Raw genomic sequence first — 20,683 nt, 5'->3', positions numbered from 1 at the left:
GCACCGGCCGCCGACAATGCCGGTGAGAATGGAGCCATGGACGGGGAACTCTTCCCGGCTGACGGGGAACTCTTCCCGCGCGAGCGGACCGAGATCGCCCCGGGCGCCGTGCACGTGCCCGACTGGCTCGGGCCCGGGCTCCAGCGGGAGCTGCTCGACGCCTGCCGCGCCTGGGCGCGCCCGCCCGCCGGCCTGCGCACCGTACGGACACCCGGTGGCGGCACGATGACCGCCCGCCAGGTGTGCCTCGGGCTGCACTGGTATCCGTACGGCTACGCCCGCACCGCCGTGGACGGCGACGGGGCACCGGTCAAGCCGATGCCCGGCCGGCTCGCGGAGCTGGGGCGGGAGGCGGTGGCGGCGGCGTACGGCGGGCCGTCGCCGTCGCCGTCGCCGTCCGGGACAGGGGCCGGGGTCAAGGCCAAGGCCAGGGCCGGGGACGCCGGCGCGGACACGGGGGCGCCTGCGGAGCCGGCCCCGTACGCGTACGACATCGCGCTGATCAACTTCTACGAGGGCGACTCCCGCATGGGCATGCACCGGGACGCCGAGGAGAAGTCGGGGGCTCCGGTGGTCTCCCTCAGCCTGGGCGATACGTGCGTCTTCCGCTTCGGCAACACCGCCTCGCGCGGCCGCCCGTACCAGGACCTCCGGCTGCGCAGCGGCGACCTGTTCGTCTTCGGCGGGCCTGCGCGGCTGGCGTATCACGGGGTGCCGAAGGTCCTGCCCGGCACCGCCCCGCCCTGGCTCGGGCTGACCGGGCGGCTGAACATCACCCTGCGGGTCGGCGGCCTCGGGACGGCCCCCGACTGATGTGCGGCGCCGTGCACACCGCCGATCATGCGAGGATCGCTGTCATGAACGGCAACGGGGCCCCGCCGCGGGTGGGGGATGCGACCACGGTGTCCGCGGCGTCTTCTGCGTCTTCGGCCGCGTCTTCCGCCGGGTCTTCGGCCGGGTCCTCGGCGAGGACCAAGCTGGAGCGGGGCCGCGGCGCCCTCGGTCCGGCGCTGGAGCTCGTCCACACGGGCCGGGCGCCGACCCGCGCCGTCCTCACCGCCGAGCTCGGCGTCACCCGTGCCACGGCCGGGGCTGTCGCCGCCGAGCTGGAGGCGCTCGGCCTGATCCGCGTCGACTCCCGCCCGGGCGGCGCAGGCGGCACCCAGGGCCGCCCCTCGCACCGGCTCTCCATCGACGAGAATGGCCCCGTGGCGCTGGCCGCGCAGGTGCACTCGGACGGGTTCCGGGCCGCGCTGGTCGGCCTCGGCGGCCGGATCGTGGCCACCGCCCCCGGCAAGGTCACCGTCTCCGCGGATCCGGCACAGGTGCTCGGCGCGGTCGTCGAGGCGGGCGCGGCCCTGCTCGCCGAGACCGGCCGCCGCTGCATCGGCGCGGGGCTCGCGGTGCCGTCGGCGGTCGCGGAGCCGGACGGTACGGCGCTGAACCCGCTGCACCTGGCCTGGCCGGCCGGGTCTCCCGTACGAGCCATCTTCACGGAGTGCGTGAAGGCGGCCGGGATCGACGGCCCGGCCCTGACCGGCAACGACGTCAACCTCGCCGCGCTCGCCGAGCACCGGCACGGCGCGGGCCGCAGCGCCCAGCACCTGCTGTGCGTGGCCACCGGCCACCGCGGGGTGGGCGGCGCGCTCGTCCTGGACGGCCGCCTGCACAGCGGGAGTTCGGGGCTGGCCCTGGAGGTCGGCCACCTCACGGTGAACCCGGAGGGCCGGCCCTGCCACTGCGGCAGCCGCGGCTGCCTGGACGTGGAGGCCGACCCGCTGGCCTTCCTCACCGCGGCGGGCCGCATTCCGGGTCCGGAGGTGTCGCTGCTCCAGCAGGCGCGCGACCTGCTGCACGGGGAGTACGCGGAGCCCGCGGTACGGGCGGCCGCCGAGGAGCTCATCGACCGGCTGGGCCTGGGCCTCGCGGGGCTGGTGAACATCCTGAACCCGGACCGGATCATCCTCGGCGGGCTGCACCGGGAGCTCCTGTACGCGGACCCGGAGCGGCTGCGCGCGGTGGTCGCGGACCGCAGCCTGTGGGGCCGCAGCGGGGGAGTACCGATCCTGCCCTGCACCCTGGACCACAACAGCCTGGTGGGCGCCGCGGAGCTGGCCTGGCAGCCGGTCCTGGACGACCCCCTGGGCACCCTGGGCGCTGCGGCCTAGTCCCTCGCGGACGCACCCTGGGGCAGCCGCAGGACGCCGTGCGCGGAGCGCGGTGGCGGGCGGGGTGTCCGCGGTCGGCCCCCGGTGCAGCGATGGCCGGAGCCGATGGCGGAGCACGCCCGCCGCCTCGCCCCGTGCCCGACGGCTGCGGTGCCGGGGTGGTGCCGGCCGGGGTGGTGGGCGCCGGGAGCGGGGGTGCGGCGGCCGGAGCCTACCCGGGCCTGGCGCCGACCGAGGCCGCTACCGGCATGACTGTCGGGACGGCGCTCGGGTCGACGGCCACCACCACCGTCGGCGCGGGTTCTCGTACGGGCTTGGAACCACTGCCGACCGGGACGGCGCGGAGCGAGAACCAGACCACCTTGCCGGGGCCGTCGGCCTGGTTCCGGGCGCCCCAGGCCTCGCTGACCGCCTCGACCAGTGCGAGCCCGCGCCCGCAGGTCTCCAGCGCGTCCGCGGCCGCCTCCCGCAGGACGGGAAGGCGCGGATCGCTGTCGTACACCGAGACCGTCAGCCGACCCAGCCGCAGCTCGATCTCGACCGTGCACGTCTTGTCCGGCTGCGCATGGCGGTGGACGTTGCTGAGCAGCTCCGTCACGCCGAGCGCAGCCCGGTCTATGAGCGGATCGAGCTGCCAGTGGCGCAGTTGCGCTGAAACGATCCTCCGGATCTGTCCGATCCGGGACGGCAAGGCCTGCAGTTCGACGACGCAGTGCCTGCGTGAATGACTGATCACGGCTGCGACTCCCCGACATGAGTGTTACGGGTGCTGCACCCTCGGTAATGCTCCACCAGGGTCACCCACGGTGCCCGTGTATGCAACCGAACGCGATCGAAAGCGATCCATATGGATACCCAAAGCGACTGTTTGTGCAGGTGAGGGAGGTACATTGCGAAAGCAGGGGGCGAAGAACCGCACGAAGGAGCCAGTCGCATGAGCACCACCCGTACCTCCGGTACGACGGCTACGACAATCGACGTCGACCGTAGCGACGCGGACTACCGCGCCTGGCTGAAAGAAGCCGTCCGCAAGGTCCAGGCCGATGCCAACCGATCCGCCGACACCCACCTGCTGCGCTTCCCGCTCCCCGAGGAATGGGGCATCGACCTCTACCTCAAGGACGAGTCCACGCACCCGACCGGCTCCCTCAAGCACCGCCTCGCGCGCTCGCTCTTCCTCTACGCGCTGTGCAACGGCTGGATCCGCCCCGGACGTCCGGTCATCGAGGCCTCGTCCGGCTCGACGGCCGTCTCCGAGGCGTACTTCGCGAAGCTGATCGGGGTTCCGTTCATCGCCGTCATGCCGCGCACGACGAGCCCGGAGAAGTGCCGGCTCATCGAATTCCACGGCGGCGAGTGCCACTTCGTGGACGACTCGATGAAGATGTACGAGGAGTCCGCGGAGCTCGCCGCCCGCACGGGCGGGCACTACATGGACCAGTTCACCTACGCGGAGCGGGCGACCGACTGGCGCGGCAACAACAACATCGCAGAATCGATTTACCAGCAGCTGCGGTTGGAGCGCTACCCCGAGCCCGCGTGGATCGTGGCGACGGCGGGCACGGGCGGTACGTCCGCGACGATCGCGCGCTACGTGCACTACATGCAGCACGACACCCGGGTGTGCGTCCCGGACCCGGAGAACTCCTGCTTCTTCGACGGCTGGACCAACAACGACCCGCACGCGAGCAGCGACTGCGGCTCGCGCATCGAGGGCATCGGGCGGCCGCGGATGGAGCCGAGCTTCGTTCCCGGCGCCATAGACCGGATGATGAAGGTGCCGGACGCGGCGAGCGTCGCCGCCTGCCGAGCCCTGGAACAGGCCATCGGCCGCAAGGCGGGCGGTTCGACGGGGACGGGCGTGTGGAGCGCACTGAAGATCATCGCGGAGATGGTGGCCGAGGGCCGCAAGGGCAGCGTGGTCACGCTCCTGTGCGACCCGGGCGACCGCTACCTGGACAAGTACTACTCGGACGAGTGGCTGGCCGGCCAGGGCCTGGACATCGCCCCGTACACGCAGACCCTCGAAACCCTGCTGGCGACCGGCGTCTGGCGCGAGCCGGCGGCCTGACCGGCGGCCTGACCGGCGGCGGCCCTGGCGCCGGTCCCTCCCGAGCCATCGGGCGGCGGCGGCCGGTCCTGCCCGGGAGTTCCGCCCTCCCGATCCGGACTCCGCGTCACTGACCGGCCGGGCGGCGGGCGGCCAGGCGGGCGTCGAGTGCGCGGACCGCCGACCGGAACGACTGCCCCAGGGCCGGACGGGCTGCGGCGAGGGCGAGCCGGAGCGGCGCCGGGCCGTCCGCCGCGAAGGTCCACCGGACGAGGGTGCCGGAGCAGGGGTCGGCGGGGGTGAGCCGCCACTCTTCCAAAAGGGCCCGGATCCCGGGGGCGTTGGTCGCGTCGACCCGGTACGCGTAGCGCCGCTCCGGCTCCGCGGCCATGATCGTCTCCTCGAAGCGGGTCCCGCCGACCAGCCGGACCTCCCGGCCCGCGCCCCCGTGCGTCGGCCGGGCCAGGGTCACCGCCCGGAACCACCGCGGCCACCCCTCGACGTCCTCGGCCAGCGCCCGGTACACGGCCTCGGGCCCCGCCGTCGTCCGCGCGGCGAAGACCAGGCGGGTCGGGGCGTTCTCGATGAAGTCCAGCTCCACGGGGCGGAGTCGGCGAGCCATGGCGGTTCCTCCTGGGGATGAGCAGTGGAACATGCGTCCGCGTACCTTAACTGCCGACCCGTCAGATGTCCGCCGCGCGACGGCCGCCACATCGGCCCGCGCGCGCGAGGCCCCCGGCCCCGAGTGTCGCCGCCCGTCGCCCGGACGGGGCCTAGGCAGGGGGGTCGGGGCGCGGGATGCTCGGAGGTGCGCCGATACCGCCCAGCGAGCGGAGGCCGTAGTGCCGGACCATCCCCAGCCTCCCCAGTCCCCCCAGTCCCCCCAGCCCCTCCATCCCCTGGCCCTCGAACTCCTCACACCCGCACGCCCCCTGGCCCTGGAACTACACGTGCACGGAGTCCACGGCGCACCCCCCGAGGAGCTGCTCGGTGATCCGCGCACCGTCCGGATCACCGGCGACTCCACCGCCGCCGTGTTCCGCCGCGCCGCGGACGCCGACGCCGAGAACCACCCCGAGTGCTACGCCGGCCGGCCCGTGGTCGAGGCCTACTGCTGGTCCCGGCTCACCTCCGGCAACGGCTCCCGCGCCCTGTGGCTGCTGCTCCTGCCGTTCATGGTGGTGAACCTCGCCCACTGGGCCCGGCCTGCCGCGCCCGCCACGGCTCCGGCGGCGCGCGCGGTGCGCACGTACGGGGTCCTCGTACGGGTCCTCGCGCTCAGCCTCACCCTGCTGCTGATCGCGGCCGCCTGCGAGGTCGCGCTCGACCTCCTCGCCTGGCAGTGCGCCGGGTCCGGGGCCTGCACGGGCTCACGCTCCTGGCTCGGCTTCCTGCAGCCGGGCGGCTGGTGGGGCCAGCCGGGGCGCCGGCTGGCGCTCGGCGCGCTGGTCCCGGCCGCACTGACCGGGCTGCTGTGGTACCTGTCGAACCGGACGTGGAGCGCGTACGAGTCCCAGCCGCCGCCGGCGGACGCGGCCGCCCCCGCGGCCGACCCGGACGGGACACCCGCCCTCGGCCGGCCCGGATTCTGGTACGGGCGGCGCATCGTGGCCCGGCTGCGCGCCGCGCACACAGCGGCCGGGCTGCTGATCGTCGCGGCCGCCGTCGCCGCGCCCACCGCCCGCTACGACCGCCGGGCCGGCGGCCCCGTACTCGAAGCCGTCGGCTGGGCGGTGGAGGCGGCGCTCGCCGCCGGGGCCCTCTCCGTCACCTGGGTCGTCTGCCGGCGCGGCCGTACCGAGGACCGCGCCGACCCCCGCCTCGACCGGGCCGCCGTCACGCTGATGCCCGGATCCGCCCTCGCCCTGCTCGTCGCAGTCCTGCTCTACGCCGGCTGGTCGCGCCCCGGGTGGATCTCCGGCGGGCGACTCCCCGGAGACTTCGCATTCGGCGTGCTCATGCTCGGCCAGGGCTGCTGCGTCCTGCTCCTCGCCGCCGTCGCGGTCCGCCTGTACCGGATGGCCCCCGACCCGGCGACCGCTCTGTACGGGCTCGGCGGTCCCGCCATCGCCATGCTCGGGTGCGCCCTCGGCGGGGTGATGACGGGCGGGGTCGCGCAGCGGGTCGCCGACTGGCTGGACGCGCCGGGGGTTCCCGGACCGGCCGGGGCCGCCGCCCTGTCGCCCCCGCCGCCCGCGCCGCCCGTGCTGCTGTCCTGGCAGGCCGCCGTACTGCCCCCGCTGCTCCTCGTACTGGCCCTGCTCGCGGCCTGGTTCGCCGTACGCGGGGTCCTCGCGCGGCGCCGGCTCGCCGCCGGGGTCGCCGCCGAGTACCCGGGGGCGCAGCCCGACGTGAACCGCAGCCGGCGGATCGCCGGGGCGCGGGCCGCCGCCGCGCTCACCGACTCCGCACCCTGGTTCGTGGCCGCCGTCTCCGGGATCACCCTGCTGCTCGGCGCGGGAGCCCTCGCCGGAGCCTGGCTGAGCGGTCAGGTCCCGGGCGAGGCGGCCCGAGGCGCCCACCCGCTGCTGGAGACCGCGGCCCGGGCGGCGCAGGACGCCGGGTCCTGGCTGATAGGACTCGGCATCGCCGCGTTCGTCGCCTGGGGCCGCCGCGCCTACCGGGACCCCGCCGCCCGCCGCACCATCGGCGTGCTCTGGGACGTCGGCACCTTCTGGCCGCGAGCCGCCCATCCGTTCGCGCCGCCCTGCTACGCCGAGCGCGCGGTCCCCGACCTGACCTGGCGGATGACCGGCTGGACCGGCCGCACCGGCGGCCGCCTGGTCATCTCCGGGCACTCGCAGGGCAGCGTCCTCGCGGCCGCCGCCGTCTGGCAGCTGCCGCCACAGGTCCGCCGCCGGGTCGCGCTGCTCACGTACGGCTCCCCGCTCCGGCGGCTCTACGGCCGCTGGTTCCCGGCGTACTTCGGCCCGGGCCCCCTCGCCGCGCTGCACGCCGACATCGACTGCTGGCGCAACCTCTGGCGCGCGACGGACCCCATCGGCGGCCCGGTCCTCCCACACCCCGCCGAGACGTCCCCGACCACGGCGCCGACCAACGCGACGGTTCCGACCAACGCGCCGGCGCCGACCAACGCGCCGGCGCCGACCAACGCGACGGTTCCGACCCACTCGCCGGCGCCGACCCACTCGCCGGCCCCGACCGGCACGGCGGGTCCGACTGCCCCGGCCGCCCGTGCCGACCGCGCTTCCCCGGCCGCTCCCAACGCTCCTACCGCCCCGGGCGACTCCGTCGACCGGGGGCCGCTGGCCGACCCGCTCGCCTATGGGCGCAGCGCCCGCCACCCGCTGCCCGCGCCGATCCTCGGGCACTTCGACTACCAGGCCGACCCGGCCTTCGCCGCCGAGCGCGACGCGCTCCTGGCCAGGCTGGCCGGACCGGCCCGCCGCGCCCGCTCCGCCGCGCTCGCCGTCCCGGCCCCGGCGCCACCGGCCGCTCCCGCAGCACCTGCCCCGGCCCCACCGGCCCCGGAGGCACCCGGCCTGCCCGGGCCCAGGGTCAGCGAGGCGTCGGAAGCGCCGGCAGAGTCGGGAGATCCTCCGGGAACAGGAGGGTGAGTTCGTCCGTGCCCGGGTCCGCCAACTGCGCCACGCGCCCCGCGTGGCGCTCCACCATCGACTCGAAGGTCTGGCGCGCCGTGCGGCCGTTTCCGAACGCCGGGCCCTTCGGCAGCTCCGTGAAGTACGTCAGCAGCGCCTTGGCCGTGCCCTCTCCGAGCCGGTACTCGTGCTCCTCCGCCTGCTGCTCCACGATCCGCAGCAGCTCCTCCGGCCCGTAGTCCCCGAAGGTGATGGTCCGGGAGAACCGCGAGGCCACACCCGGGTTCACGGTCAGGAACCGGTCCATCTCCGCCGTGTACCCGGCGACGATCACCACGACCGCGTCCCGGTGGTCCTCCATCAGCTTCACCAGGGTGTCGATCGCCTCGCGCCCGAAGTCCCGCCCCGAGTCCTCCGGGGCCAGTGCGTACGCCTCGTCGATGAACAGCACCCCGCCGCGCGCCCGGTCGAACGCCTCCTGGGTCCGGATCGCCGTGGAGCCGATGTGCTCGCCGACCAGGTCCACCCGCGAGACCTCGACCAAGTGGCCGCGCTCCAGGACCCCGAGCGACGCCAGGATCTCCCCGTACAGCCGGGCCACCGTCGTCTTGCCCGTGCCGGGGCTGCCCGTGAACACCAGATGGCGGCGCACCGAGGCCGCCTTGAGGCCCGCCTGCTGACGGCGCCGCCCCACCTCGATCATGTCGGTCAGTGCCCGCACCTCGCGCTTGACGCTGTCCAGGCCCACCAGCCCGTCCAACTGTCCCAGCACCTCGCCGGAGCCGCGCGCCGCCCCCGGCGACTCCCGGTCCGCCTCCTGCGCGGCGCGCGGGGCCGGCACCTGCGCCGCCTCCGCAGCCGGGCCCCGGACCTCGCCGACCGTACGGATCCCCGCGCGCTCACCCGCGAGGGCGCCGGCGCCGGTGCCCGAAGACTGGGCGGCGAGCCGCGACCCGGACTCGTCGCTGGTGCAGTCCTCGGCGACCGGGCCGTCCTCCGCGAACTCGTAGCCCCCGCGCGCGCAGCGCTCGGTGTGGCAGCGGGTCAGCGTGGTGCGGCAGCCGTCGATGACGTGGAAACCGAAACTGGAACTGCCCGTCACCCGGCAGGACTGGAAACTCCCGCGGCCGCCCGCCGACACGTAGAACCCCGCCTCGGAGGGGGAGCTGACCGTGCACCGCTCCAGCGTGGGATCGGCCCCCTTGGTGACGATCACCCCCGTCTGGACCGCGTCGATCGTGCAGTTGGCGAGGGTGCCGCCGCTGCCGTGGTCGCGGAACCAGGCCCCGGTCGCCGCCTCCCTGATCCGGCAGTCGTCGACCTGCACGGTGGCCCCGTCGCTCACAGAGACGGCCGTGTTGCGCACCTGGGAGAGATCGCTGTCGACCACGTCGGCGCGCGAGCCCCGGTCCAGGACGAACACCGCGTCCGGTACGTCGTGCACCCGGCAGGAGCTCAGCGAGGCGGTGGCCCCGTCGCTGATCCACACCGCCGGATAGTCGCCCGTACTGTCGTGGATCTCGCAGGACTCGGCATCCACCCGGGTACCCGGATCCCACACCGACAGGCCGTTGCGGCCGAACCGGCGGACGGTGGTGCGGCTGAGCGTGAGCACCGAACGGGAACGCAGGTCCACCGCGTTCTCCGGGATGTCGTGGATGTCGCAGCCGGCGAGCGTGAGCACCGCGTCCGTGTCGAGGGTGACCCCGTCCGTCGAAGTGCGGTGCACCGAGCAGTCGGTGAGACGGGCCGCCGCACGCGCGGCGATCTGCACACCCGTGCCCTTGATCTCGTACACCTCGCAGCCCAGCGCCTCCAGGCCCGAGCCCTCGCCGGTGACCGCGATGCCCGCACCTGAAGCGTGGTGGATCCGGCAGCGCTCCAGCCGTGGCCGCCCGCCGCCGCGGACGGAGACCCCGGTCTGCCCGGCGGCCAGCACCTCGCACTCCTCGAACACCCCGCCGCCGCCGTCCAGTACGGCGATCCCGACGCCCGCCGGATTCTCCACCGTGCACCGCCGCACCAGGGGTCTGGCCCCGCCGCGCACCTCGATGCCCGCCGCGGAGCGGGTGCTCACCCGCAGGTCGGTGAGCTCGGGCGAGCCCTCCTCTACCAGCAGCGCGGGCGCCGCCCGGTCCTGTCCCTCCAGGTGGAGGTCCTGGACCACGGCCGAAGCGCGCACCGTCAGCGCGACCCCGTCGAGCGGCGCGATCCGCACCGAGCCCACCGAGCCCTCCGGCCCGCGCAGGGTCACGGCATGGTCGAGCACCAGGTTCTCCCGGTAGGTGCCGGGGGCGATGGACAGCACGTCCCCGTCGCCAGCGACGGCGAGCGCGGCGGCCAGCGTCGGATACTCACCGGAGCGGCGGCGCCACCGCGAAGACCCGCCGTGCGTCACCTGGACCGTGCCCTGTGCCATGGTGCTGTCGCGCCCCCGCCCTCGTGCTCGTGCTCGTGCCATCGAAGCGGCGGAAACCACCGCCGCCGCCCACCGCCTTGGCGACGACCGACTCTGGCCGCTCCACCGTAGCGCGCGCGGAGCCGGTGAGATGCCAGGTCAGCTGCCCGCGCCCGCCCGGCCCCAGTCCGGTCCCGCCGCCGCCCACGCGCGGTCCAGCCGTATGTACCGACGATGCATGAGCCTTCGTACGACCAGCCGGCGAACCGTCTCCACCAGCGCGGCCGCGCCGAGAGCGGCGGCCAGGCCCACCATCCCCGCGTGAACGCTCGCCGAGCCCGCGTCGAGGGGCCGCCCCACGAGCCGGCCCTGCGTATCGGTCCATATCCGGAACCGTTCGCCGGCCTGCGGCGGTTCCTCCGCGGCCGGCACCGTGCCCTGGTGGCTGCTGCCGTCGGGCGCCGTCCAGGACGCGACGATCTGCGTGCGCTGCGGGGTCTGCCGCTGCGCCGACGGATCGGCCTCCGTCCCCGCGGGCGGCGCCAGGGCCGGCCGGACCACCACCGCCGGGACGAGATACCGCTCCTGCCGCTGCTCGCGCGCGGCCCGCTGCAGCGTGCCGTCCACCTCCAGGCCCGCGACCGTGCCGACGGCCGGAGCCACCAGCAGGAGGCACGCCAGCGCGGCGAACGCCACCCATGCCTCGAAGAGATCAGTCGGCCGGCGCAGTGGATTGCGCCGCCAACGCCACACACCCGTTGCTGTCCACACGGTCCGGCACCCCCTTTGCCTCCGTCTGCCTGCGGTCCAAGCCTCCCGCACCCCCCGGCAACGCGCATTGCGGGACGCGCGGCAGCCGTGTCACCCGATCCGGTGCAGGAAGCCCTGGGAGCGAGGCCGCAGCCCTGGCCGACGCCGAGCTCGCTCCCGCACCTTCCTGTCACAGCCGTCGCATACACCAACGGCCCGCCCACGGTGCTTGGTTCCAGAGTTCCCCCACAGCCCCTCGAAGGTGTCATTCCGAGGGGTCGGTGCCGCGGTCCCGCGGCCCTGCGGTCCCGCCCGCTACTCCAGGACGCGGACCTCGTCGCCCACCCGCACCGTGCCCGTCCGCACCGGCACCAGCTGCCGCCCGAAGGCCAGGGACTTGCCGATCCGCCGGTGCCGGGCCAGCGTCTTGAGGGGCTCCTTGCCCCGCTCCGCCGTCGCCTGGTCGGTGGTCGTGACGATGCACCGCCCGCACTCCCGCACACCGCGGAAGACGGCGTCGCCGATCGCCAGGCGCCGCCAGCCGTCCTCCGCCCACGCCTCGGCGCCAGCGACCACCACATTGGGGCGGAAACGGTTCATCGGCAGCGGACCCTCCTCGGGATGGTCCCCCTGCGCGATCAGCGAGTTGAGCGCGTCCAGCGACGCGAGGGTCGTGAGCAGCACCGGGTAGCCGTCGGCGAGGCTCACCGTCTCGCCCGGCAGCGCGTACTGCGGGTCGACGGGACGCCGCACGGCAGGGTCGTCCATGTGCACCAGCCGCGCCGGGACCCCCAGGTAGGCGCTGAACCAGTCGGCCGCGGCGCTCGCGGCGACCACGGTCTCGATCTTCTTGCCGAACAGGGTGACCGGCTCCAGCGGACCCGGATCCGGCACCTCCACGGTCAGCTCGGCCATGCCCGGCGCCGACAGGGCGACCGCGCCGCCCCCCAGCGGACGCGCCGCGGCCAACGCCAGCCGGGGCTGCTGGCGTTGGGTGATGACCGTGCCCCCGGTGTCGACCAGTGCCCACCGCCGGTCGCCGGACAGCCCCCAGGGCTCCACGGCCATCTCGTCGGGAGCTGTCCCCGCCACCGACTTGACGGGATGGATGTGGAGCGCCTGGACGTACAAGTTCGACATGGGAGCATCCTGCCAGGAGCTCCCGCGCCCGCCCTAGTGGGCGTCCCCGGGTCTGTCAGCACCGGGCCCGCCGGTACCGGGGTCTGCCGGTACCGGGTCTGCCGCTTCCGGATCCGTCAGTAGCCGCGCCCCTGGTACGGGCGGCCGTACGGGTCCTCGTACGAGGCGGCCGGAACCGGAGCCGGAACCTGCATCGGGCGCGGCGCGGCCGGACGCATCGCCTCGTACCCGGTGCCCGTGGCCACCGGCCGGGGCTGCTGCGGCTGGGCCTGCTGCATGTATCCCGCGCGGGCCACGGCCGGCTGCTGCTGCGGGATGTACGGAGCGGGCGCCTGCTGCAGGGGCATCGGTGCGGGCGCCATCTGCTGCTGGTACGGGTACCCGTACGCCGGGGCTTGCTGCTGCTGCGGCATGGCCGGGGGCAGCGCGGCCGGCAGGGCGGGCAGCGAGGAGGCGAGGGCAGGGAGGTACCCGCCGCTCGAGTAGCCGGAGCCGGGGGAGTCGTAAGCGGCCGGAACGCGGATCGGGGCGATCTGCGGGGTGCCCCGTTCGGCGACGAGGGAGTCGTAGATGGGGGTGTCCGGGAAGGAGGGCGCGGAGTAGTAACCGCCGCCATAAGTGGAGCGGGGGGAGGTCATGGGACCTAAGTTAAGCCCACGACTTCACCGGGTCCATAGCGAGGTGTGACGAACACCGCGCTGACCTGCATATTCGCAGGTCAGAGCCACACCCTTCACTTCCCGTTCAGGTGCACGTTTTCGCCACTTCCGCACCGGGTTGTTCCTACTCGTACTCACCGGTTGGCTGTTGCACCGACTTGCCGCTGACGCAGCGTCACAATGCGGTGACCTGGGATGACATCGATGAGGGGGGTGGTGCGGAGGGTGGCTTTTCGTTTCAGGCGTCACTGGGGCGGGCATAGGTACGGCCCTTCCAGGCGGCGCCGCGGCCGCGGTAGTGCTGAACGGCGGAGTCCACGGTCATCAGGAGGTACAGGAGGGCCGTGAGCGGAAGGAGTGGCGCGAGTGCTGCGGGCTGCCGGTAGTAGCGCAGTATCGGCAGATATGTGCCCGCCATCAGCAGCCAGGCGAGCCCGCCCGCCCAGGCGGTCGCGGCATGCCCGGTCGCCAGCCCCGAGAGGAGCGCGGCCGGGGGGACGAGGTAGACCAGCACGAGCCCGGCCACCGTCCCGGCCAGCAGCAGCGGCTGGTGGCGCAGTTGCGCGTACGCACTGCGCGAGATCATCCGCCACAGGTCCCCGAGCGCGGGGTACGGGCGCACGCTGTCCACCCGCTCCGCGAGCCCCAGCCAGATCCGGCCGCCCGAGCGGCGGACGGCGCGGGCGAGGGAGACGTCGTCGATGACGGCGTGCCGGATCGAGTCCGGCACGCCGGCACGGAGGGCGGCCTCGGTGCGCAGCAGCACGCAGCCGCCGGCCGCGGCGGCGGTCCGGCCGGCCGGCCGGTTGATCCGGCGGAAGGGGTAGAGCTGCGCGAAGAAGTACACGAAGGCCGGTACGACGAGCCGCTCCCAGGGGCTGACGGCGCGCAGCCGGGCCATCTGCGAGACGAGGTCGAGATCGGCGCTGGTCGCGGCCGCGACCAGCTCGCGGAGGCTGTCGGGCTCGTGCGCGATGTCGGCGTCGGTGAGGAGCAGGTACTCGGGCTCGGTGGCATGGGCGGTACGGCCGAGCGCGATGCCGTGGCGCAGCGCCCACAGCTTCCCGGTCCAGCCGGGGGGCGGGTCGCCCGGGGAGGTGACGGTGAGGGGCAGCCCGGGGTGCTCCCGGGCCAGCCGCCGGGCGAGGTCGCCGGTGCCGTCGGTGCTGCCGTCGTCGACCAGGACGACCTCGGCTTCGCCGGGATAGTCCTGGGCGATGAGCGAGGGCAGGCTGCGGGGCAGCACCGCGGCCTCGTCCCTGGCCGGGACCACGATGGCGACGGACGGCCACCGCCCGGGGGCGCTGCGCGGCGGGAGCCGCACGTCGGTCCGCCAGAACATGCCCTGGGCGAAGGTGAGCCAGAGCCAGGCGAGGAGGGAAGCGCAGGCGGCGCAGAGAAGGCCCATGCGGGCAGTGTGCCGAAGGCGGAGGGGGGTGTCGTGGATTTGGGCGGAGTGGGGCGGGGCGAGGTCGGAGGGGGCGGGGTCCGAGCGCGGGGCGGGATCCCCGGTCGGCGGGGTTCCGTTGTCCGGCGTCAGGGGTGCGGGGCGGGATCCTCGGCCGGCGGGGTCTCGTTGTCCGGGGTCGGGGTGCCGGCCGGGATCCTCGGCTGGCGGGGTCTCGTTGTTCGGGGTCGGGGGTGGTTCGGGGGTTTCCCGGCAGTCGACTGTCCTTCCGTGTCGGTCCGGGCCGTCAAGGGCGCTCCCTTTGGTCGCGTCGCTTCGCGATGTCGCTGCGCTCCACCCTTGACTGCCCGGCCCGCCCCGGAATGCCATAAGACTGCCGGGAAGCCCCCGAAGGAACGGTCACGGGGGACAGGTCCACACACGGGCCCTCAAGGATGCCGACCTCCCGGTTCCGGGAGGCGAGGCTTCCCCAAGCAGTTCCGTCCCTCTTGCCGCACCACGGCAGCCCACCCCCACCAGGCAGCGACCAGATGCCCATCCCGCGCCGATGGGACCGGAACGCGCATCAGTTCGCTACGTGCTCCTCACGTCTCAGCGACCGACGACCGTCTGTGGCCGGACATAAGCCGCCCACACATCGCGGACGAAAGGCCCTTTCGGCGCCTGCACGTCGCCGGAGGACGCCAATGGACCCTCGTGGGCCGCTCGCGGGCGTCCGCGGACCGTCCGAGGACGAAGAACGGGCGAGAGGGAGTCTGATGCCGGATTTCCCAACCTCTCACTCCGGCAAGGCGGTTCGTGGGTCCCGACCGGCCACCAAAAGGGACAAACTGCCCGCAGGCGCCCTATCGGAGCGGTTGATGCCGGTCGTGGGCGGCTTATGTCCGGCCACAGACGGTCCGGTGACGCCAAACCGTGAGGAGCGCGTAGCGATCTGACGCGCCCTGTCGTCATGGCCGGGGATGGTGGTCCCGGGACGGGAACAGGACCGGCCAAGAACACCGGTCGGCATCGCTGAGAGCCCGTCCCTGAACATGAACCTCCCGGCCATTCCTTCGGGGGCTTCCCGGCAGTCTGTTGTCTTTCCGGGGCGGGGCGGTCGGTCAAGGGTGGAGCGCAGCGACATCGCGCAGCGACGCGACCGAAGGGAGCGCCCTTGACGGACCGACCCGACACGGAAGGACAGTGGACTGACGGGACGCCCCCGGACACACCACCGACCCCGAGCACACGAGCCCCGCCCCCGAAGCCCCGGACCAGCTCGTCCGCCCGCCCTCGATCGGCGGACCCCGCCGGAGCCCCCACGCCCCTCCGACGCCCCCCGACGCCCCTCCGACTCCCCCCTCCGACTCCCTCCGCCGCGCCCGGCGCCTCCGGCCCCCGCGCCCCAGCCTCCCGGCCCCCCAGCACCCCCCGGCGGCCTCCGCCCGCCCTCGGTGGCGTCCCTTCCATTAAGGTGACCAGGTGAAGATCGCCCTCATGGACTCCGGAATCGGCCTCCTCGCGGCGGCTGCCGAGATGCGGCGGCTGCGGCCCGACGCCGATCTCGTCCTCTCCTCCGACCCCGTCGGCATGCCCTGGGGGCCCCGTACGCCCGCCGATCTGACCGGGCGCGCCCTCGGTGTGGCCCGGGCCGCCGCCGAGCACCGGCCGGACGCGCTGATCGTGGCCTGCAACACCGCCACCGTGCACGCCCTGCCGACCCTCCGGGCCGAGCTCGAGCCCGGGATCCCGGTGATCGGGACCGTGCCGGCGATCAAGCCCGCCGCCGCCCCGGGTGGCCGCATGGCCATCTGGGCCACCCCCGCCACCACCGGCAGCCCCTACCAGCGCGGGCTGATCCGCGACTTCGCCACCGGGGCCCGGGTCACCGAGGTGCCCTGCCCGGGACTGGCCGACGCCGTCGAGGTGGGGGACGACGCCGCCGTCGCGGCGGCCGTCGCCGCAGCCACCGCGCTGACCCCGGCCGACGTCACCGACGTCGTCCTCGGCTGCACCCACTACGAGCTCGTCGAGGTGGCCATCCGGGCCGCCCTGGCCGAGCGGACCGGCGGCGCCGAGCTCCGCTACCACGGCTCCGCCGAGGCCGTCGCCGTACAGGCGCTGCGCCGCCTCGGCGCCCTCCCCGAGCCGGGTCTGCCCCGTACCGGCACCCTGACCGTCCTGCTCAGCGGGCAGGAGGGCGCGCTCCCCGCGGCCGCTCTCGGGTACGCCGAAGGGCGGCTGCTCGCGGGCGAGGGCGCGGCCGTCGGGCGATGAGCCCGCCCGGCGTGCCCAGCCCGCAGCACCTCGCCCTCGTCGGGGCCGCCACCGATCCGGCGCGGACCCGCCGCCACGGCGACGAACACACCGTGGCAGCGGTGGCCGCGCCCGGGACGGCCGGACCGCACAGGGCCTGAACGTGTTCCACTTCCCCGGGGCCGCTGCACCGAGCTCGTCGTCCCAGGGGGTGTCCGCGGAGTCCCGCCTGCCCCGCGAGCGCGGGGTGCTCCCGCCCTGCGGCCGCTCCCGTCAGGCGCCGCTCGACCTCCGTCCCGGGCTGCAGGTCGTCCTCGGATCCGGCGGCACCCGGCGCGCCGTTCCCATGGTGGATCTGCCTCCCGAGCGCTACGTCCGCTCCGCAAGCGACCGGGCGAGCGCGCGCAGCCCGTCCGCGTCAAGTACCCGGTCCCCGAACCCGGGCAGCGGCACGTGCAGCGGAGCCGTCCACTCCGGCGGGATCGCCGCCTGGCCGTAGCGGGCCCCGGCCAGGGTGCCGGTGACCGCCGCCACCGTGTCGGTGTCCCCGCCCAGGTCCACGGCGGCCCGTACGGCCCCGGCGAACCCGGTGGTCGTCCGCAGTGCCCACACCGCGGAGCCCAGGCAGGGCCATACCGCCCCGTTGAACTCGGTGGCCAGCCCCGGATGCCAGTCGGGGCCGAGGACGTACGCGTACCGCTCGCGGTGGTGGGGGTGCACCGCGGCGAGCACCTCGGGGAGCGCGGCCAGCGGATCGCCCCCGACGAGCATCACCCGTACGAGCTCGTGCAGTACGGCCGTACCCTCCCAGGCCGCCCGGTCGCCGTGGGTCAGGGCGGCGATCCGCCGGGCGGCGTCCATCGTCCCCTCCCGCCCGTCGGCGGCGAAGTAGACCGCCGAGGTGGAGGCCCGCATCAGGGAACCGTTGCCGGCGGCCCGCGCGTTGATCTGGAAGTGCAGTGCGGCGGCGAGGTCCCAGGCCTCGCCGCTGGTCAGCACGTCCTCCGTCTGGAGGCCGATGTCCTTCGGCTGGGCGGCCGCCCAGCGCTGGAACCGCTCGAAGACGTCGGGTAGTTCGAGGCCGCCGTGCTCCAGGAGGGATTCGCCGACGATGACGGCCATCTGCGTGTCGTCGGTCGCCTCGCCCGGATCCCAGCCGCCGCCCCCGCGCATCTCCTGGCCGCGCGCGGTCAGTTCCCCGGCGGGTCCGAACTCGTAGGGCGCGCCGAGGGCGTCGCCGACGGCCGAGCCCAGAACCGCGCCCACGGCGCGGTCGAGTCGAGTGATCATGATTCCTCCTCGGGCGGTTCGGGGCATACGCAGGCCAGTACACCGCGTCCGAAGCCGTCGAGGTCGTCGAATCCGTCGAGGTCACCGAGGCCGGTGGCGGCGAGGGTGTCCGGTGTGCCGGCGCACGCCGGGCCCCTCCTGCCCGGCTGAGCCCCCCGGGTGCCGCGTCGCTCGGCTGTGCGGCCGTCGGCTGCGGCTGTGCCTATGCCTCCCGCGGGCGGGGCTGAAGGGCGTCCGGCGGGACGTCCTCGAAGTGGGTCAGGAAGATCCAGAGGTGGCCGAACGGGTCGCGCAGGATCGCGGTGCGGTCGCCGTGGAACTGGTCCGTCGGGGGCTGGAGCAGGTCCGCGCCCTGCGCCACCGCCGTGCGGACGAGCGCGTCCACGTCCGGTACGTACACGTGCAGCGCCGTCGAGGTGCCGCCCGGCGGCGACGGGGCGGTGAACGGGCCTTCGGAGACGTCCCCGAGCATCAGCACCGCCCCTGCTATCCGGATCTCTGCGTGCATCACCCCGCCCTCCGGGTGGGCGAGCCGGATGTCCTCGACGGCGCCGAAGGCCCGGCGGTAGAAGGAGAGTGCGGCGGGCGCGTCCGACACCATGATGTGCGGTACGACCGCCGTCCGGTAGCGCTCCGGGGCGGTGCTGCGAGGGGTGCCGTGCGTGTTCTTTCGACTGGTCATGCGGGCGACCGTAGAAGCTCAAGTTTGCTTGAGGTCAAGCTCGGGCAGACGCGTGCATGACGCGCCCGCGCCGAGTGGCCCAGAGGCGGTGCCGCACATGCGGAACGTGAGTACGCTGCTACACATGACGGTGCACCCCCCAGGTCCGCTGTGGACGGGACGGGCCTCCAACCGCGTGCAATGGCTGCTCGCCGCGGCCGGCGCGGCCTGTCTCGCGCTCGGTGTCCAGCTCGCCGTCGACTCGAACTGGACCTCCGGCTTCGTCCCGCTGCTGATGTCCGTGATCGGCTGCCTGGCCGTCGGCCTGCTGATCCTCTACGGCACGCTCGCCTTCGTGCACGTCACCGTCACCGTCGACGCCGAGGCGATGGAGGTCCGCTGCGGCCACATGGGGCTGCCCCGCCGCAAGATCCGGCTCACGGAGGTGGCCTCCGCCGAGTTCGTCCCCCGGATCACCCCCCAGCAGTGGGGCGGCTGGGGCTATCGCTGGCGACCCGAAAGGGGAACCGCCGTCATCGTCCGCCGAGGCGAGGGGGTGGAGCTGCGGCTCGACGACGGCAAGGTGTTCACCGTCACCGTCGACGACGCCGATAACGCGGTCCGGGTCATCCGCACCCACCTGCGCGCCCTTGCCCGCTGAGGGTCCTCCCGCCGCCGCGGGCGGGCACGTACACTCCGGCAGATGAGCAGCAGCGTCACCGCACAGCGCGGACCCGGCACCGCCGGCGATGCGGAACCCGGAACCACGGCCGCACCCGCCTGGAAGGGGTGGCCGCTGCGCGCCGCCCTCGCCATCGGCTCCGGCGTGCTGCTCTACCTGAGCTTCCCGCCCCGCCCCCTGTGGTGGCTGGCCCCGTTCGCCCTCGCCGTGCTCGGCGCCTGCCTCCGCGGCCGCCGCGCCCGCGCCGGCTTCGGCCTCGGCTTCCTGCACGGCCTGGGCTTCCTGCTGCCGCTGCTCATCTGGACCGGCGAGGGCGTCGGCCCGATCCCGTGGCTGGCCCTCGCCACCCTCGAAGCCCTCCTGATCGGCCTCACCTGTCTCGGGATCGCCCTCGTCAGCCGGCTCCCCGCCTGGCCGCTGTGGGGCGCGGCCGTCTGGATCGCCGGCGAGGCGCTGCGCGCCCGGGCCCCCTTCGGCGGCTTCTCCTGGGGCAAGCTGGCCTTCGGCCAGGCCGACGGCGTCTTCCTCCCGCTCGCCGCCCTCGGCGGTACCCCGCTGCTCTCCTTCGCCGTGGCCCTGTGCGGATTCGGGCTGTACGAGGCCCTGCGCGTCGGCGCCGACACCCGGCGGGCCACCGCCGCGCTGCTCGCCGCCACCGCCGTGGCCGCCCCGCTCGCCGGGGCGCTCGCCGCCCGGCCGCTGGTCTCCGACGCCGCCGAGGAGGGCACCGCGGTGGCCGCCGTGGTCCAGGGCAACGTCCCGCGCGCCGGGTTCGACTTCAACGCCCAGCGTCGCGCGGTCCTCGACAACCACGCCAACCGCACGCTCCAGCTCGCCGCGGACGTCAAGGCCGGCCGGGTCCCGAAGCCGGACTTCGTCGTCTGGCCGGAGAACTCCTCCGACATCGACCCGTACACGCAGCCCGACGCGTACGAGGTCATCGACAACGCGGTCAAGGCCATCGGAGTGCCGGTCGCGATCGGCACCGTGGTGGCCCCGGAGACCGGCCCGCTGCGCAACACGATGATCTTGTGGGACCCGGTGAAGGGGCCGGTCGACACGTACGACAAGCGCAAGATCCAGCCCTTCGGAGAGCGCATCCCGATGCGGTCCTTCGTCCGGCTCTTCAGCTCGGACGTGGACCGGGTGCAGCGCGACTTCGGCCCCGGCAAGGAGCCGGGCGTCTTCGCCATGGAAGGCAGCGCGGTCGGCATGGTGACCTGCTTCGAGGCCGCCTTCGACGACGCCGTGCGCTCCACCGTCCAGGACGGCGCGCAGGTGATCGCCGTACCGAGCAACAACGCCACGTTCGGCCGCTCGCAGATGACGTACCAGCAGCTCGCGATGGACCGGGTCCGGGCGGTCGAGCACAGCCGGACCGTGCTCGTGCCCGTCACCAGCGGTGTCAGCGCCGTGATCCGCCCCGACGGGCAGATCGTCCAGGAGACGAAGATGTTCACGGCGGACGCGCTGGTCGCGGAGATCCCGCTGCGCTCCACGCAGACGCCGGCCACCCGCTTCGGGCCGCTGCCGGAGTACGTGCTGCTCCTGGTCGCCGCGGGCGGCCTCGGCTGGACCCTCGCCCGCCGGATCCGGTCCCGCGGGTCGGCCGCCTGACGCGGGTCGGCCGCCTGACGCGCGACGGCCGCCCGACGCGGGTCGGCCGGACGGCCCGGCCG

17 protein-coding genes are annotated in these 20,683 nt (G+C 74.6%); 8 read left to right on the top strand and 9 right to left on the bottom strand.

From position 1 onward, the window contains the following. Positions 1-36 precede the first annotated feature (36 nt). On the top strand, positions 37-813 hold the full coding sequence (locus tag ACFXGI_RS00825) for an alpha-ketoglutarate-dependent dioxygenase AlkB family protein (RefSeq protein WP_384701248.1): 777 nt from the start codon (positions 37-39) through the stop codon (positions 811-813). Positions 814-857: 44 nt separating this feature from the next. Then, positions 858-2,168 carry an ROK family protein gene (locus ACFXGI_RS00820; RefSeq protein ID WP_384701245.1) on the top strand — a complete coding sequence of 437 codons (1,311 nt, stop codon included), beginning with the start codon at positions 858-860 and terminating at the stop codon, positions 2,166-2,168. Between the two features lie 211 nt (positions 2,169-2,379). On the opposite strand, the gene ACFXGI_RS00815 is transcribed toward ACFXGI_RS00820, so the two are convergent. Next, positions 2,380-2,904 (bottom strand): ATP-binding protein, encoded by a 525-nt coding sequence (locus ACFXGI_RS00815; protein ID WP_384701242.1) that lies wholly within the window; start codon positions 2,902-2,904, stop codon positions 2,380-2,382. A 198-nt stretch (positions 2,905-3,102) separates the two neighbouring features. On the opposite strand from ACFXGI_RS00815, the gene ACFXGI_RS00810 reads away from it, so the two are divergent. Further along, positions 3,103-4,239 carry a PLP-dependent cysteine synthase family protein gene (locus ACFXGI_RS00810; RefSeq protein WP_384701239.1) on the top strand — a complete coding sequence of 379 codons (1,137 nt, stop codon included), beginning with the start codon at positions 3,103-3,105 and terminating at the stop codon, positions 4,237-4,239. A gap of 106 nt (positions 4,240-4,345) precedes the next feature. Here the strand turns inward: ACFXGI_RS00810 and ACFXGI_RS00805 are convergent, their stop codons facing one another. Beyond that, positions 4,346-4,840, bottom strand: coding sequence for an SRPBCC family protein (locus tag ACFXGI_RS00805; RefSeq protein WP_384701236.1), 495 nt, complete (start codon positions 4,838-4,840; stop codon positions 4,346-4,348). A 328-nt stretch (positions 4,841-5,168) separates the two neighbouring features. Here ACFXGI_RS00805 and ACFXGI_RS00800 point away from each other — a divergent pair, with 328 nt between their 5' ends. Then, complete coding sequence (locus tag ACFXGI_RS00800) at positions 5,169-7,796, top strand: hypothetical protein (RefSeq protein ID WP_384701233.1); 2,628 nt, start codon at positions 5,169-5,171, stop codon at positions 7,794-7,796. Here the strand turns inward: ACFXGI_RS00800 and ACFXGI_RS00795 are convergent. The 5 genes from ACFXGI_RS00795 to ACFXGI_RS00775 all read right to left on the bottom strand — a co-directional run bounded on the left by ACFXGI_RS00795 (position 7,738) and on the right by ACFXGI_RS00775 (position 14,133). Further along, a complete protein-coding gene (locus ACFXGI_RS00795) occupies positions 7,738-10,197 on the bottom strand; it encodes a right-handed parallel beta-helix repeat-containing protein (protein WP_384701230.1) in 2,460 nt (819 codons plus the stop codon). The two genes, ACFXGI_RS00800 and ACFXGI_RS00795, sit on opposite strands and share 59 nt — an antisense overlap. A gap of 138 nt (positions 10,198-10,335) precedes the next feature. Next, positions 10,336-10,947: a hypothetical protein gene (locus ACFXGI_RS00790; RefSeq protein ID WP_384701227.1), complete on the bottom strand. Its 612-nt coding sequence runs from the start codon at positions 10,945-10,947 to the stop codon at positions 10,336-10,338. A 294-nt stretch (positions 10,948-11,241) separates the two neighbouring features. After that, positions 11,242-12,066: an MOSC domain-containing protein gene (locus ACFXGI_RS00785; protein ID WP_384701225.1), complete on the bottom strand. Its 825-nt coding sequence runs from the start codon at positions 12,064-12,066 to the stop codon at positions 11,242-11,244. 116 nt (positions 12,067-12,182) lie between these two features. Next, positions 12,183-12,704, bottom strand: a complete 522-nt coding sequence (locus ACFXGI_RS00780; protein ID WP_384701222.1) for a DUF6643 family protein — start codon at positions 12,702-12,704, stop codon at positions 12,183-12,185. A 259-nt stretch (positions 12,705-12,963) separates the two neighbouring features. Next, positions 12,964-14,133, bottom strand: a complete 1,170-nt coding sequence (locus ACFXGI_RS00775; protein ID WP_384701219.1) for a glycosyltransferase — start codon at positions 14,131-14,133, stop codon at positions 12,964-12,966. A 1,464-nt stretch (positions 14,134-15,597) separates the two neighbouring features. On the opposite strand from ACFXGI_RS00775, the gene ACFXGI_RS00770 reads away from it, so the two are divergent. After that, positions 15,598-16,392, top strand: coding sequence for a glutamate racemase (locus ACFXGI_RS00770; protein ID WP_384701217.1), 795 nt, complete (start codon positions 15,598-15,600; stop codon positions 16,390-16,392). 11 nt (positions 16,393-16,403) lie between these two features. Then, positions 16,404-16,532, top strand: a complete 129-nt coding sequence (locus tag ACFXGI_RS00765; protein WP_384701214.1) for a hypothetical protein — start codon at positions 16,404-16,406, stop codon at positions 16,530-16,532. Between the two features lie 208 nt (positions 16,533-16,740). Here the strand turns inward: ACFXGI_RS00765 and ACFXGI_RS00760 are convergent, their stop codons facing one another. Together ACFXGI_RS00760 and ACFXGI_RS00755 are read right to left on the bottom strand one after the other, a co-directional pair. Then, positions 16,741-17,661, bottom strand: coding sequence for an ADP-ribosylglycohydrolase family protein (locus ACFXGI_RS00760; RefSeq protein WP_384701211.1), 921 nt, complete (start codon positions 17,659-17,661; stop codon positions 16,741-16,743). A 202-nt stretch (positions 17,662-17,863) separates the two neighbouring features. Then, on the bottom strand, positions 17,864-18,343 hold the full coding sequence (locus ACFXGI_RS00755) for a VOC family protein (RefSeq protein ID WP_384701208.1): 480 nt from the start codon (positions 18,341-18,343) through the stop codon (positions 17,864-17,866). A 124-nt stretch (positions 18,344-18,467) separates the two neighbouring features. Between ACFXGI_RS00755 and ACFXGI_RS00750 the strand changes: the two genes are divergently transcribed. Together ACFXGI_RS00750 and lnt are read left to right on the top strand one after the other, a co-directional pair. Then, the gene (locus ACFXGI_RS00750; RefSeq protein WP_384701205.1) at positions 18,468-18,983 is read left to right on the top strand and encodes a hypothetical protein; all 516 of its coding nucleotides are present in this window, start codon (positions 18,468-18,470) and stop codon (positions 18,981-18,983) included. Positions 18,984-19,025: 42 nt separating this feature from the next. Next, entirely contained in the window at positions 19,026-20,621 is a 1,596-nt protein-coding gene (gene lnt, locus ACFXGI_RS00745; protein ID WP_384701202.1) for an apolipoprotein N-acyltransferase, read from the top strand. The last annotated feature ends 62 nt before the right edge of the window (positions 20,622-20,683 follow it).

The sequence above is a fragment of the Streptomyces sp. NPDC059355 genome (genome assembly GCF_042752335.1).
Lineage (GTDB): Bacteria > Actinomycetota > Actinomycetes > Streptomycetales > Streptomycetaceae > Streptomyces.
Note: the sequence above shows the minus strand (reverse complement) of the source record. Positions and strands in the feature narration are given on the sequence as shown.

Bases quoted from the DNA above. Each gene is read 5' to 3' on its own strand.
- ACFXGI_RS00825 (WP_384701248.1), top strand. From the start codon at position 37: ATGGACGGGGAACTCTTCCCGGCTGACGGGGAACTCTTCCCGCGCGAG.
- ACFXGI_RS00820 (WP_384701245.1), top strand. From the start codon at position 858: ATGAACGGCAACGGGGCCCCGCCGCGGGTGGGGGATGCGACCACGGTG.
- ACFXGI_RS00810 (WP_384701239.1), top strand. From the start codon at position 3,103: ATGAGCACCACCCGTACCTCCGGTACGACGGCTACGACAATCGACGTC.
- ACFXGI_RS00805 (WP_384701236.1), bottom strand. From the start codon at position 4,840: ATGGCTCGCCGACTCCGCCCCGTGGAGCTGGACTTCATCGAGAACGCC.
- ACFXGI_RS00795 (WP_384701230.1), bottom strand. From the start codon at position 10,197: ATGGCACAGGGCACGGTCCAGGTGACGCACGGCGGGTCTTCGCGGTGG.
- ACFXGI_RS00785 (WP_384701225.1), bottom strand. From the start codon at position 12,066: ATGTCGAACTTGTACGTCCAGGCGCTCCACATCCATCCCGTCAAGTCG.
- ACFXGI_RS00780 (WP_384701222.1), bottom strand. From the start codon at position 12,704: ATGACCTCCCCCCGCTCCACTTATGGCGGCGGTTACTACTCCGCGCCC.
- ACFXGI_RS00775 (WP_384701219.1), bottom strand. From the start codon at position 14,133: ATGGGCCTTCTCTGCGCCGCCTGCGCTTCCCTCCTCGCCTGGCTCTGG.
- ACFXGI_RS00760 (WP_384701211.1), bottom strand. From the start codon at position 17,661: ATGATCACTCGACTCGACCGCGCCGTGGGCGCGGTTCTGGGCTCGGCC.
- ACFXGI_RS00755 (WP_384701208.1), bottom strand. From the start codon at position 18,343: ATGACCAGTCGAAAGAACACGCACGGCACCCCTCGCAGCACCGCCCCG.
- ACFXGI_RS00750 (WP_384701205.1), top strand. From the start codon at position 18,468: ATGACGGTGCACCCCCCAGGTCCGCTGTGGACGGGACGGGCCTCCAAC.
- lnt (WP_384701202.1), top strand. From the start codon at position 19,026: ATGAGCAGCAGCGTCACCGCACAGCGCGGACCCGGCACCGCCGGCGAT.